Raw genomic sequence first — 13,009 nt, 5'->3', positions numbered from 1 at the left:
AAGCAATGCAAAGTTCAGTGCCTAAAACCAGGCACCCTTTCTCATTTTTAACAGCGCGTGTTCACCCAACACATTTTCTGTTGTTGCCTGAAAATGAAAGGGATAAAAAATAAAAAACCGAGCCCCGTGAGGACTCGGTTTCATTTTTAGTGCACGTCTGTCACAATCCTTTTAGTGCGGGTTTATCGTCCGAACGATGTGGGAGCGGGGTCATATCCGGCAGGGCTTGCCCCGCCCCTGCTACCCCTTCAAATGCGGCACGTGCCGGGCGCGGTACTCCGAGGGCGACAGCTGGTAGCGCGCCCGGAAGCTGCTGGAGAAGTACGACGGCGTAGAGAAGCCCAGCTCATACGCAACGTCCGTGATGGAGCGCGAGTCGTCGAGCAGGAGCTCGCCGGCCTTGTCCAGGCGCTGGCCTTGGATGAATTCGATGACCCCGGTGCCCAGCACGGCCTTCACCTTGCGGTAGAGCTGCATGCGCGTCAGGCCCAGGTAGCGGGCCACGTCTTCCACGCCGAGGTTGGTGTCGCTCAAGTGGGTTTGCACGGTGGCCGTGAGGTCGGCCACGAATTTCTGGTCGGGCGTGGGCGCGGCTTCGTCTAGCCGGAACTCGCGGCGGAAGTGGGCGCGCTGGCGGGCCCGGTTGGCCAGCAGCGTGCGCACGCTTTCGAGCAGAAAGGTCGGGTTGAAGGGTTTGGTGAGGTAGAGGTCGGCGCCGGCCTGCACGCCTTCCACCTGCTGCTCGGCAGCGCCGCGGGCCGTGAGCAGCACCACCGGGATGTGGGAGGTGCGCCAGTCGGCCCGCAACTGGGCCACCACTTCCAGGCCGCTCAAACCGGGCATCATCACGTCGCACACTACCAGGTCCGGAATCAGGTCGGTGGCCATTCGCAAGCCCGTGTGGCCATCGGCGGCGCTCTGCACCCGGAAATTGCCGCCCAGCTTGCGGGTCAGAAAATCGTTTACTTCCTGGTTGTCTTCGATGACGAGCACCAGCGTGTCGCTTTCCGCCTTGGCGGCGGCCGTTGCTTCCGGGCCCAAGTCAAGCAAAACCTCTTCGGACGCGTTCAGCACGGCCGCCGAGAGCTCTGCGCTGTTGTCGGCGGGATTATCGGCGCGCAATTCTGCAGGCAGCTCCCGTGGCACTGTCACGGTGAAGATGCTGCCCCGGCCCGGCAAGCTACTGAACGTCAACTGTCCTTGGTGCAGGCGCACCAGCCCGTGCGCCAGCGCCAGGCCAATGCCCGAGCCTTTGGCCACGGTTCCTTGGCTGCCTTGGTAAAACCACTCGAAGATGTGGGCCTGGTCCTGCTCGCTGATGCCGCGGCCCGTGTCGGCGATGCTCACCTGCAGGGCCCGGCCGCCGTCGGCCGGCTGCACGCTGATGGTAATGGTGCCCTGGTCGGGCGTGAATTTGACGGCGTTCGACAACAAGTTGAAGAACACCTTGTCCAGCAAGTTGCCGTCGAACCACGCGGTTAATTTCGGTTCCGCGCTCAGCAGGCGCAGGTCCACGCCGCGCAGGCGGGCCGGCTTTTCAAACACTTCCACAATCTCGCGCACGAAGGCCACCAAGTCGCCTTCCGTGGCGCGCACGGCCATTTTGCCGACTTCGATTTTCCGAAAATCCAGCAGCTGGTTCACCAGTTGCAGCAACCGCTGGGTGTTGCGGCGCACCAGGGTCAGGTCCTGCCGCTGGCTGCCCGTCAGGTCGGGGCCGCTGGTGAGCAGTTCTTCCACTGGCCCCATAATGAGGGTAAGCGGCGTGCGCAATTCGTGCGAAAAGTTGGTGAAGAAGCGCAGCTTGGCTTCGGTGTCGGCGCGCGACTGTTCGGCCAGCACTTCCAATTGGTTGCGCTGGGCGCTGATTTCCTCGTTCTGCTGCAGCAGCTGCCGGTTGATGCGGTCGTTTTCCTCGTTCTGCCGAATCAGCTCGTGGTTGATGCGGTCGTACTCGGCGTTGCGGCTGGCCAGCTCGCGATTGATTTTGTCGTTTTCTGCGTTTTGCAGGCCTAGCTGGCGGTTAATCTGGCGGTTTTTGCGGGCCGAGCGCCAGGCCACCGCGCCCAGCGCCAGCGCCCCCAGCAGCGAGGCCAGCAGCCCGTACAGCGCCGTTTGCTGCGTGGCGTAAGTCGCCAGCAGGTGCTGCATCAGGCCCTGCTGCCGCTCAATGTCGCGCTGCTGGCTCACCATCTTATCAATCTGCTGCCGCATGGTCACCGCGTTGGTCGAGTCGATGACCATCGTACCCAAGATGGTTTCTCGCTTGAAGGGCTGATGGGCGAGAATTTTCACGGCCGTGCGGATGGCGTCCTCGCCGGCCGGCGGGTACAGCAGCGAGGCCGTGAGCGCGCGCTGTTGCACCAAGCCCGGTTCCAGCCCGTCTACGCCGATGATGCGCACCTTTTTGGTAAGGCCAAGTTTCCGCAGCACCGCCGCCGCGCCGAGGCCCATTTCGTCGTTGTGCGCATAAATGATTGACACCTCCGGATGTGCTTTCAATGCCGCCGTGAGCAAGGGCTGCAGGGCGGTGCGGTCCCAATTGCCCTTCACCTGCGCGGCCAAATGCATGTTGGGAAACGCCGCTAGGCCCTGTGCAAAGCCCAGGTGCCGGTTGGCCGTGGTCGAGGCATTCACGCCGCCCAGAATCTCCAACACATTCCCGTGCTCTTTCAGCAAACGGGCCGCGTAGCGCGCCGCCGTCTGCCCCACTTCGAGGTTGTTGCCGCCCACAAAAGCGGTGTACTGCTCGGAGGTAATGCGCCGGTCGAGCAGCACCACCGGAATGCCGCGCTGGTAGGCTTCTTCCACGGCCGGCGTCACGGGCCCCGCCTCTTGGGGCGACACGATGAGCAGGTCGATGCCGCCGCGCACCAATTCCCGGATTTGCTCCTGCTGCCGCTGGCTGTTGTCGTGCGCGTCCAGCATGCGCAGCTGCATTTCGGGATGGAAACTCAGTTCCCGCTCCATGCCGGCGAGCACCGCTTGCCGCCAAGTGCCGCTGGTGCTGCACTGCGAAAATCCGATGCGGTACGGCGGGCGCGCCGCGGGCCCGCTGCAGGCACTCAACAGCAGAAAAACAGGCGCCAGGCACGCGGAGGCGCGAGAAAATAGTTTTGTAATCACAAGGATATAAAGATTGGGCCCAGGGTGGGATGGAAGGCGCAACCTTTCAAATATACACAGCAGAATAGTCGTCCATCGAAACCAGCCTTACCCGCTCAGCCACTCCGGCGTAGGGCGTGTTTGGATTCGGCAAAAACCAGAACGTCATGCTGAGTAAATTTTTCTGTCTCTATTCGGATAAGCGCCGACCAGGGCGGTTCTTTGAGCCTTCCTACACCGCCTTCCCAGCCCTATGCCCCCCATCCTTGGCCTGCACCACGTCGCCATCATCTGCGCCGACTACGCCGTTTCGAAACACTTTTACACCACCATTCTGGGGCTAGAGGTGCTGGCCGAAACCCACCGAGTCGAGCGAAATTCCTACAAGCTGGACCTGGCCGTGCGGGGCCACTACCTCATCGAGCTGTTCTCGTTCCCCAGTCCGCCGCCGCGCCCCAGCTACCCCGAAGCCGCTGGCCTGCGCCACCTCGCCTTCGCCGTGGCCGACCTGCCGGCCGCCATGCAGTGGCTGGAGCAACACGCGGTGCCCTGCGAGCCCATGCGCGTCGACGAACTGACGGGCCGCCGCTTCACCTTCTTTGCCGACCCCGACGGCTTGCCGCTGGAATTCTACGAGGTGTAGTAGCCGCCGCATCAGGCCCGCCAGCGTCCTCACCTCCGCGTGGGCAGGGCTAGATACCCAAAACCGTGTCGTTTAGCGCGGCATCGCGGCCGGATGCGGCGAAGTCGTCGAAGGCCTTATCGGTGACCCGGATGATGTGGTCGCGGATGAATGCGGCGCCTTCGCGGGCGCCGTCCTCGGGGTGCTTGAGGGCGCATTCCCACTCCAGCACGGCCCAGCCGGGGAAGTCGTACTGCGCCATCTTGCTGAAAATGGCTTTGAAATCGACCTGCCCGTCGCCGAGCGAGCGGAAGCGGCCGGCCCGGTCTATCCAGTTCTGGTAGCCGCCGTACACGCCCTGCCGGCCCGTGGGGTTAAACTCCGCGTCCTTGACGTGGAACATCCGGATGCGGTCGTGGTAGATGTCAAGGTAGGCCAAGTAGTCGAGGCATTGCAGCACGAAATGCGAGGGGTCGTAGAGCAGGCAGGCCCGCGGGTGCTGGCCCACTTTGTCCAGAAACAGCTCGTAGCTGCTGCCGTCGTGCAGGTCTTCGCCGGGGTGCACCTCGTAGCACAAGTCCACCCCGCACGCATCAAACACGTTCAGAATGGGCGTCCAGCGCCGGGCCAGCTCCGTGAAACCGGCCTCCACCAAGCCGGCCGGGCGCTGGGGCCACGGGTACACCATGGGCCAGAGCAGCGCCCCGCTGAAGGTGACGTGGGCGTTCAAGCCTAAGTTCTTCGACGCCTGCGCTGCGTACTTGAGCTGCTGCACGGCCCACTGCTGGCGAGCCCGGGGGTTGTTGCGGTACGCCGCGGGCGCAAAGCCGTCGAAGAGCTGGTCATACACTGGGTTGACGGCCACGAGCTGCCCCTGCAAATGCGTGGACAGCTCCGTGATTTCCAGCCCGGCCGCGTTCACAATGCCCTTGATTTCGTCGGCGTAGGTCTGGCTTTCGGCGGCTTTTTGCAGGTCGATGAACCGGCTATCCAGCGTGGGCAGCTGCACGCCTTTAAATCCCAGACCGGCGGCCCAGGCACAGATGCTTTCAAGGCTATTGAACGGGGCCTCGTCGCTAATGAACTGAGCCAGGAAAATGGCGGGGCCTTTGATGGTTTTCATGAGCAGCTAGACGGTGAATTCGGTCCACTTCTTATCGGAGCGGCCCGAGGCAATGACGTTTTCGATGAAGGCCATGCCCCGCACGCCCTCCACAATACCCGGATAATCGAGCACTTCCGGCGCGGGCGTCCGGCCTTCAAGGTCGGCCAGGATGGCCAGCGCGAAATTGCGGTAAAGGTTGGCAAAGGCTTCGAGGTAGCCCTCGGGGTGGCCGGCGGGGGTGCGGGTGTTGTGCTGCGCGAAGGGGCCGACGTAGCCGCCGCCCGTGCGCCAGATTTCGGCCGGGCCGTGCAAGGGTTTCAGCAGCAGCGTATTGGCGTCGGCCTGCTGCCATTCCAGCCCCCCGAGCTCCCCGTAGGCCCGGATGCGCACGTTGTTTTCCTCGCCGGCCGCTACCTGCGTGGCCAGGAGCACCGCGCTGGCTCCGCCCGCCAGCTTCAGCAGCACGGCGCCGTCGTCGTCGAGCCGGCGGCCCGGCACCACGGTATTGAGGTCGGCGCAGAGCTGCTCCACTGGCAGGCCGCCCACGTATTCGAGCAGGTTGAAGGCGTGGGTGCCGATGTCGCCCATGGCCCCGGCCGGGCCGCTGCGCGCGGGGTCGGTGCGCCAGGCGGCTTGCTTGTTGCCGGCTTCGCCCTCGGCAAACTCGCTCAGCCAGCCCTGCGGATACTCCACGTATAGCTTGCGCAGGCGGCCCAACCGGCCGGCCCGGATGAGCTGCCGAGCTTCCTTCACCATGGGGTAGCCGGTGTAGGTGTGCGTGAGGCAGAAGCGCTTGCCGGAAGCATCCACCACCCGCGCCAGCTCCCGAGCTTCGGCCAGAGAAAAAGTCATCGGCTTGTCCAGCATAACGTGGAATCCGTGCTCCAGGGCCAGCTTAGCGGGGGCAAAGTGCAGGTGGTTTGGCGTCACAATGCTGATAACCTGCACCCGCTCCGCCGCGGGCCGCTGGCTTTCCTGAACTAGCAGCTCGGTATAAGACGAGTACACGCGGCCGGGGGCCAGGCCCAGCAGCACGCCCGTGGCCCGCGAGGTGTCGGGGTTGCTGCTGAAAGCACCGGCCGTCAGTTCATAGAGCCCATCGAGCCGGGCCGCCATGCGGTGCACGGCCCCGATGAACGCGCCCTCGCCCCCGCCAATCATTCCAAGTCGTAGCTTCATTATGAATGAAAGTAGCGCGCTGGCCGAGTTTCTCCACAATCTGCAGGACGCTTCGGGTAGGTAGGGCGACGTTCGTGGGCACGGGAGTTGAACGCAGAGCCGTTGGAAATAGCTGCTACGCTCACGAATACGGTAGGTAGCCCTCACCTAGGTTGCGCTAACAGCGCAATGAGACACCGGAAGCACCTTTGAACTGGTGGGCACTGGCAAGGCGTCTGCAATCCAGAAAGCAGCTTAGAATGGCACACTTCGCTGCATTCCCTTTTCCACAAGCGAAAAGCAAAACAGCCACCCCGCAATGAAGCTAGGTGGCTGTTGATGTGTGTGGGAAGTAAAGGGCTCGAACCTTCGACCTCTGCTGTGTGAAAGCAGCGCTCTGAACCAACTGAGCTAACCTCCCGAAAGAAAACTCTGGTACCAGTGCCCAAGGCAAACAAACTTAAATAAAACGGCGGTGGTCTAATTTAGGGTGACATTGTGCTTGTCGATGACAATTTTAATTCGGGCCGCGTGCATTGCCAGTGATTTGCTGAACGAGCAGGTCTTGCGTACTAGCACGGCGCAACGCTGGTGTAGCGAACAGTTGAGGGCTTCCACGATGCGGGTTTGGCGCTCGGGTTTGGGGCAGGGACGGTGCGGCCCGCGGGGCAGGGCTTCGGCATAGGCCGGAAACAGGTCGGTGAAGTACCAACAGTGCCGCCCGTAGCGCCGCGGCAGCGCGTCCCACAGGCGGCGGGCCGTGGCGACGTCGCGTCGGCCTAGCACCCAGGCCACGATGCGCCGGCTGGCCCGCTCGACAGCCAGCCAGAGCCACACTTTGCGCCGCTTGCGGCCCACGAACGTCCACATCTCATCGAGTTCAAGCGCCTCCCACTGCCGGCGTTGCGCCTTTTTCGGCCGCCGGCGCGGCAAAGGCGGGCTGGGTCGCTGCGCTTTTTTTTGCCAGTTTGGCCACGGTCATGCGCGAGACGCCCGTCACGCGCACGATGCTGCGCTGGGAGTTGCGCTCGGCCAGCTATTTTTCCACCTGGGCGTACCGCGCTGCCCGCGCCGGGGCCGCCGGGTGCAATGTGCCTTGAAAGCCACAAGCTTTGCATTGGTACTTGGCCCGTCCGCCGGTGCTGCCGTTTTTGCGAACCTGCTCACTGCTGCATCGCCTGCATAATTGAGTCGTGACTATCATGAGATGCTATACGGCAATCACTGCTTATTAGACCACCGCCATCGGATGAATAATGAGCACAAAAAAGCCGCTCGAAAAACACCCTTAAGGAGCGTTTTTGAGTTTTTTTTTAATACCCTTAAACGGGCTGTGGTGACTTCACAATTGAAAACCGTTTGGATTGGATACAACTGGTTTTCGTACGGGCAGGGTAATGCATTGGAAACGGGGTCTACGCGGGAATTGAGCCGTTATGAAGCAGTAGGATTTCCAAGTATGAGCTGCGGTTCTCACCGGTGCGCGCCGCGGAACGCCTGACAGCATTCCGCTCCCACTCGCAAACAGAGCGTTCAATAAATGTTATAAACGCATTTTCGGTCCTAAACAACCGTTTTACCATAGGAGGCGTGCGCGCGTTACCTTGTCGCTTTCCGCCCAACAAGCAATTCAAGTAAATAGTGGCTACCCGAATTGCTAATACCTCAACAGTTGATAACCAACTCCGCACTACGCCCCACAGCAAATTACACCGGATTAAAGCCCATGCAGTTGGCTTGCTTTTCCTATTAATAATCTGCCTTAGCGCAGCACCATGGTGCTCACGGCCGGCGCGCTGGCTCCCAGGGCCCGGCTGCGCGCGCTGGGCAGCGCGCCGCCCACGGCAATGGTTACGGGGCCGCTGGCGGGCACCGATTTGCCAGCGGCATCCACCAGGGCTAGGTCGGCCGGGGTGAGGGTGAACCGGACGGTGGTGCTGGCGCCCGGCGCCAGTTGCACGCGGCGGAAGTGCTTGAGCGCGTACAGCGGCACCTGCTGCCCGGCGCGGGGCGCGGGCGTGAGGTAGAGTTGCACTACTTCTTCGCTGGCGGTTTGGCCCGTGTTTTTCACGGTGGCTTCCACTGCCACGGGCTGGCCTTTAGCGGCTTTTTTGGGCAGCTTGAGGCCGGTGTATTCGAAAGTGGTGTAGCTCAGGCCGAAGCCGAAGGGATAGAGCGGCTCCTGGGTCATGTAGCGGTAGGTACGGCCGGCCATGTGGTAGTCTTCGTAGGCCGGCAGCTGCGCCAGGCTGCGCGGGAAGGTGACCGGCAGGCGCCCCGAGGGCGACGCCTTGCCAAACACGAGGTCGGCCACGGCGTGGCCGCCTTCCTCGCCGGGGTACCAAGTCAGGAGCACGGCGTCGGCCAGTTCGTGCACGTCGGCCAGGTTCATGGGGCTGCCGCCGGTGACGATGGCAATAATGGGCGTTTTGCTGCCCTGGCGCAGCTTTTTCAGGAAGTCGATTTGATTTTGCGGCAGGTTGTAGTCGAGCCGGTCGCCGGCGTGGGGCGAGGCAATCGACTCGCCCTCCTCCCCTTCCAGCAGCCCCGTGATGCCCAGCACCACGAAGATGGCGTCGGTGGTTTTGGCCTCGCCGGTGGTCCAGTCGATGGGGTTGATGTTGGGCCGGTCGAGCAGCGCGCCCTGCTTGTATTCCAGTTGGCTGCCGGGCTGCACGGCGGCGGCCAGCCCTTCCAGGATGGTCGTCATCTGGCCGTTCACGCCGTAGTAGTTGCCCAGCAGCGCCTCCACGCTGGTGGCGTTGGGGCCGGTCACGAAGTACTTGCCCAGGTCGGGGCGCAGGGGCAGCACGCCGTTGTTTTTCAGCAACACCATCGACTTGAGGGCCACCTCGCGGGCCAGCGCGCGGTGCGCGGCGCTGTTCACCACCTCCGGGCCCAGCTGGTCGTAGGGCGTCGAGTTGGCGGGGTCGAACAGGCCGAGCTTGAAGCGCGTGCGCAGCAGCACGGCCAGGGCACTGTCCACTTCGGTTTCTTTGAGCAGGCCCTGGCGCACGGCGGCCGGTAGCTGCGCGTAGGTGTTGCCGCAGTTGAGGTTGACGCCGCGCCGTAGTGCGATGGCGGCGGCCTGCGTTTCATTGGGCACGGTTTTGTGGCCGGCGGAGAGGTCGTACAGGGCGCCACAGTCGCTCACGACGTGGCCTTTAAATCCCCATTCCCGGCGCAGCACCTGGTTCAGCAGGAATTCGTTGGCGCAGCACGGGTCGCCGTTGGTGGCGTTGTAGGCGCACATCACCGACTCCACGTGGCCATCCTGCACCAGGGCGCGAAAGGCAGGCAGGTAGGTTTCGCGCAAGTCCTGGGGCGTGGGCTGGGCGTTGAATTCGTGGCGCAGCTTTTCGGGGCCGCTGTGCACGGCGTAGTGCTTGGCGCAGGCCGCTACTTTCAAGTACTTGGGGTCGGTGCCCTGCAGGCCCTGCACCAGCGCCACGCCCAGGCGGCCGGTGAGGGTGGGGTCTTCGCCGTAAGTTTCCTGGCCGCGGCCCCAGCGCGGGTCACGGAAGATGTTGATGTTGGGCGTCCAGAATGTGAGGCCGCCGTACTTCACGTAGTGGTTTTTGGCCACGGCGGCGTTGTACACGGCGCGCGCCTCGTCGGAAATGGCGGTGCCCTCGCGCCGGGCCAGGTCCTCGTCGAAGGTGGCGCCCAGCCCAATGGGCTCGGGGAAGACCGTGGCCGGGGCCGAGCGGCCCACGCCGTGCAGGGCCTCGTTCCACCAGCTGAAGGCCGGAATGCCCAGGCGCGGAATGGCCGGGCTCTGGTCGAGCATCTGCTGGGCTTTCTCCTCCAGCGTGAGCTGGGCGATGAGGTCGCGGACCCGCGCCTCCAGCGGCCGGGCGGGGTCGCGGAAGGTCGGCAGCGTTTGGCCGGCTGCCGTGAGGCTGGCGGTTAGCAGCGCGGCCGCCACGAACAGGCGGCTTGGGGTAATGCTCATGTTCAGCCGGTGTTTTCGGGGTTTAGGGGTAGCAAGGGGGCTATTGCCAAGGAGCTGTTTAAGCCTCCGAAACGGTGTAGAGACGCATATTTGCGTCTCTACGTTCGCGCAAATTGCCCGATTCCGTTCAACGACGAGACGCAAATATGCGTCTCTACACCGTTCAGCCAGCCAGACTGTTAAGTCGAAAGCCTTACTTCACATTGAAGCCGCCCGAGGCCACGCTCAAATCCTGGGCCTTGAGGCCCTCGGGGTACTCCACGGTAATGAGCCGGCTTTCGTTGGGCAGCAGGGTAAAGTAGGCGTCGGAAAAATACGCCGGCAGGATGGGCTGCTGGTCTTTGCCCAGCAGGACGAAGCGCACGTTGAGGGCCGCCGTCGGGGCCGGGTTGCTCACCCGGAAGGTGAGTTTGCGGGCTGAGGCATCCCGGGCCGTGATTTTGCAGGCTGCCTGCACCGGGGGCTGCCGGGCAAAGGATTGAAAAGCGTCGTTTTCCGCCTTCCAGTATTCATTGCGGGAAATGACCGCGCCGGTCGGGCTCAGCAGCTGCACCCGCACCAGGTAGGGGCCAGCCGGGCTGGCCGGCAGCTCGGGCGTGAAGGCGGTGGTGAGCTGGTTGGCGGCCACCTGCACCCGCTGCTGCTGGGCAAACAACTCCTTGCCATCGAGGGCGAAGGCTTTCACCTGCACGGTGGCGTCTTTGATGGTCTTCAGGGAGGAATTTATCACCACCACGCAGTTGTCGTGCAGGTTCATTTGGGCGTGGATGGGCTCGCAGGCTTTCTGGGCGCCGTAGTAGGAGGCGTGGGTTTGGTAGTCGTAGGTGTAGGTCTGCCAAATCATGCTGGGCCAGGCCGGGTGCGTCATCCAGAGCAGCACGCCGCTAGTGTTGTGCCAGAGCTTGCTGTTCCAGGCCTCGAAAATGGCCCGGTGGCTGTCGTAGTTGAGAAACTGCAGCTTGGCGGCAAACTCGTCGACGCCGGCCGAGGCGCCGTAGCGGCTGTTGGCGGCCGCGATGTAGTCTTTCTGGCCCTGCTCCTCGTGGAAATCGTGGTAGTACCAAGTGTCGCTGACGGGCCAGAGGTCGGCCTTGGGGATGAACTTGCGGATGGTTTCGGCCTCGGGCACCGAGAAGGTGCCGATTTCAGTGGTGAAGCCCTGGGCGTTGTTGTTGAAGTAGTCGACCGGGCTTTTGAAGTAGTGCCAGGGGCCGCTGGGGCGCAGGTTGAGGTTGCGCGAGTTGCCCTGGTAGAAGCGCGTGCCGTCTTCCTGCATGATAAGGGAGGCCAGGGCGTCTTCGAGCGGCACGGGGGCGTAGCCTTCGTTGCGCGGGCACCAGATGGCAATGGACGGGTGGTTGCGGAAATGGCGCACAATGTCCTGGGCGTTGTCCAAGAACAGGGCGTTGTTGGTGGGCTCCAGGTTGTAGCCCTCGGTCGAAATCCAGAAGTCGTTCCAGATGAGCATGCCGTACTCGTCGGCCAGGTCGTAGAAGGCTTCCTCGGTGCTCTCGCCGGTCCAGTTCCGAATCATGTTGAAGTGGGCGTTCTGGTGCAGCTTGAAGTAGGGCTCCAGGTGCGCGCGCGACACGCGCTTCATGCCGTCGTCCATGCCCCAGTTGCCGCCCTTGCAATAGATGCGCTGCCCGTTCACCTTCAGCACCAGGTAGGGCGCGGCGGCGGGGGCCGGCACGGGAAGCAGCGCGGCGGCCTCGGTGCCGAGCCGCAGGCTGGCCACCCACACGCCGGGCTCCACCTCGCGCCGCTTGGTGTTGTCGAACAGCAATTGGGCGGGGTTTTTCACGGCCAGCGGGTTGAATTCCACGCGTTGGCCGGGCTGGGCGGGGCCGTCCACGGTCATTTCGTACGACAGCTCCCGGATGCCGAACCGCAGGGTTTGTTGGTCCGACACGCGGCCGTTTTCGGCCACCGTCAGGCGCAGCGGGTACAGGGCCGGAGCGCCGTAGCCGTTGGGCCACCACAGGTGCGGCTTCACCAGCCGCAGCTGCGGAAACTGCGCCGGCGTGAAGGCCACGGTTTTCTGCTCGCCGGCCTGCAGGCTCACTTTCTGGGAAAAGGAAATTCCTTCTATCTCGCCTTTCAGGGTGACCGTTCGGGCCTGGCGGCCGTGGTTGGCCACTTCGGTGCGAATGGTCAGGTCGGCCCGGGTGGTGTCGGGCAGGGGCAAATCGGTGATAACCTGCGGGTGCTGCAGGGTCACGTCGTCGGTGAATTTCAGGCTCACGTCCTGCCACAGGCCCATGTTGCGGTCACGGATGCCGGGCACCCAGTCCCAGCCCTCGGAGGAAATAAAGGCGGGGCCGTCGAGGGCGTGCAGGCCGCCGTTGGGGCCCTGGCCCGTGCGGGCCGATTCTTCGTGCGGAATGCCGGGGTTGGGGGGCGGCAGGATGTGCACGGCCAGCGCGTTCGGGCCGGTGCGGCTCACCAGGCTGCTGATGTCGAAGCGGCCGCGCTTGAAGGCGCCCTGCATGGTGCCGACTTTCCGGCCGTTCAGCCACACCTCCGCGGCGTAGTTGATGCCCTGAAACTGCAGCCACACGGTCTTGTTCTTCTCCCGGGCCGGCACGGCGAAAGCCGTGCGGTACCACCAGGCCTGGCGGCTCAGCGAGTCGGGAATGTGCAGGTTGTTGAGGCCCAGGTACGGGTCGGGGTACACGCCCTGGTCGACCAGGGTGCCCAGCACGGTGCCCGGCACGGTGGCGTTGTACCAGCTGGCGCTGCTGAAGCCGGGCGTGGAAATGGCGGCGCCGTCGGCCTTCACGGCGTTGGCCGGGGTCAGCTCCCAGCCGTGGCGCAGCAGGAAGCTGCCGTCCGGCGTGGGGGTCAGCGTGGGGCTCGGAGCTACTTTGGGCTTGCGGGTGGCGGTGGACAGCGGAGCCGCCGCCCGGGGCAGCAGGCTGGCTTCCTGGGGCTCTTTCAGGCCGTAATTCAACTTGTATTGGGCCTGGGCGTGGGGCCCGCTGCCCAGGCCGAAGGCCGACAGCAGCAGGACAACACGCAGACCGGAAGACTCGAAAAACTTCATTTACAGGTAGAATAAATT

General features: G+C 63.6%; 8 protein-coding genes and 1 tRNA gene. 1 reads left to right on the top strand and 8 read right to left on the bottom strand.

The window, feature by feature from the left end; all coding sequences use genetic code 11:
* Positions 1 to 240 precede the first annotated feature (240 nt).
* The gene (locus IC234_RS13430; protein WP_190925432.1) at positions 241 to 3,069 is read right to left on the bottom strand and encodes a substrate-binding domain-containing protein; all 2,829 of its coding nucleotides are present in this window, start codon (positions 3,067 to 3,069) and stop codon (positions 241 to 243) included.
* A gap of 289 nt (positions 3,070 to 3,358) precedes the next feature.
* Here IC234_RS13430 and gloA2 point away from each other — a divergent pair, with 289 nt between their 5' ends.
* Positions 3,359 to 3,748 carry an SMU1112c/YaeR family gloxylase I-like metalloprotein gene (gloA2, locus tag IC234_RS13425; protein WP_190925430.1) on the top strand — a complete coding sequence of 130 codons (390 nt, stop codon included), beginning with the start codon at positions 3,359 to 3,361 and terminating at the stop codon, positions 3,746 to 3,748.
* Positions 3,749 to 3,797: 49 nt separating this feature from the next.
* On the opposite strand, the gene IC234_RS13420 is transcribed toward gloA2, so the two are convergent.
* The 7 genes from IC234_RS13420 to IC234_RS13395 form a co-directional block, all read right to left on the bottom strand.
* The gene (locus tag IC234_RS13420) at positions 3,798 to 4,850 is read right to left on the bottom strand and encodes a sugar phosphate isomerase/epimerase family protein (protein WP_190925428.1); all 1,053 of its coding nucleotides are present in this window, start codon (positions 4,848 to 4,850) and stop codon (positions 3,798 to 3,800) included.
* Between the two features lie 6 nt (positions 4,851 to 4,856).
* A complete protein-coding gene (locus tag IC234_RS13415; protein ID WP_190925426.1) occupies positions 4,857 to 6,011 on the bottom strand; it encodes a Gfo/Idh/MocA family protein in 1,155 nt (384 codons plus the stop codon).
* 325 nt (positions 6,012 to 6,336) lie between these two features.
* Positions 6,337 to 6,411 (bottom strand) — tRNA-Val (locus IC234_RS13410).
* Positions 6,412 to 6,470: 59 nt separating this feature from the next.
* Positions 6,471 to 6,860 (bottom strand): IS1 family transposase, encoded by a 390-nt coding sequence (locus IC234_RS13405; protein ID WP_190925424.1) that lies wholly within the window; start codon positions 6,858 to 6,860, stop codon positions 6,471 to 6,473.
* Between the two features lie 166 nt (positions 6,861 to 7,026).
* Positions 7,027 to 7,194 (bottom strand): transposase-like zinc-binding domain-containing protein, encoded by a 168-nt coding sequence (locus IC234_RS22280; RefSeq protein WP_449405229.1) that lies wholly within the window; start codon positions 7,192 to 7,194, stop codon positions 7,027 to 7,029.
* 558 nt (positions 7,195 to 7,752) lie between these two features.
* A complete protein-coding gene (locus IC234_RS13400; RefSeq protein WP_190925422.1) occupies positions 7,753 to 9,945 on the bottom strand; it encodes a glycoside hydrolase family 3 N-terminal domain-containing protein in 2,193 nt (730 codons plus the stop codon).
* A 193-nt stretch (positions 9,946 to 10,138) separates the two neighbouring features.
* Positions 10,139 to 12,991, bottom strand: coding sequence for a beta-mannosidase (locus IC234_RS13395; RefSeq protein WP_190925420.1), 2,853 nt, complete (start codon positions 12,989 to 12,991; stop codon positions 10,139 to 10,141).
* Positions 12,992 to 13,009 lie beyond the last annotated feature (18 nt).

Origin of the sequence: Hymenobacter armeniacus (assembly GCF_014699055.1) — a bacterium.
GTDB classification, from domain to species: Bacteria; Bacteroidota; Bacteroidia; order Cytophagales; family Hymenobacteraceae; genus Hymenobacter; species Hymenobacter armeniacus.
The sequence above is the reverse complement of the archived record's forward strand: the minus strand, read 5'-3'. Positions and strand labels throughout refer to the sequence as shown.

Excerpts from the sequence above, each read along its gene's own strand:
- gloA2 (WP_190925430.1), top strand. The coding sequence starts at position 3,359 with ATGCCCCCCATCCTTGGCCTGCACCACGTCGCCATCATCTGCGCCGAC.
- IC234_RS13420 (WP_190925428.1), bottom strand. The coding sequence starts at position 4,850 with ATGAAAACCATCAAAGGCCCCGCCATTTTCCTGGCTCAGTTCATTAGC.
- IC234_RS13415 (WP_190925426.1), bottom strand. The coding sequence starts at position 6,011 with ATGAAGCTACGACTTGGAATGATTGGCGGGGGCGAGGGCGCGTTCATC.
- IC234_RS13405 (WP_190925424.1), bottom strand. The coding sequence starts at position 6,860 with ATGTGGACGTTCGTGGGCCGCAAGCGGCGCAAAGTGTGGCTCTGGCTG.
- IC234_RS22280 (WP_449405229.1), bottom strand. The coding sequence starts at position 7,194 with ATGATAGTCACGACTCAATTATGCAGGCGATGCAGCAGTGAGCAGGTT.
- IC234_RS13400 (WP_190925422.1), bottom strand. The coding sequence starts at position 9,945 with ATGAGCATTACCCCAAGCCGCCTGTTCGTGGCGGCCGCGCTGCTAACC.
- IC234_RS13395 (WP_190925420.1), bottom strand. The coding sequence starts at position 12,991 with ATGAAGTTTTTCGAGTCTTCCGGTCTGCGTGTTGTCCTGCTGCTGTCG.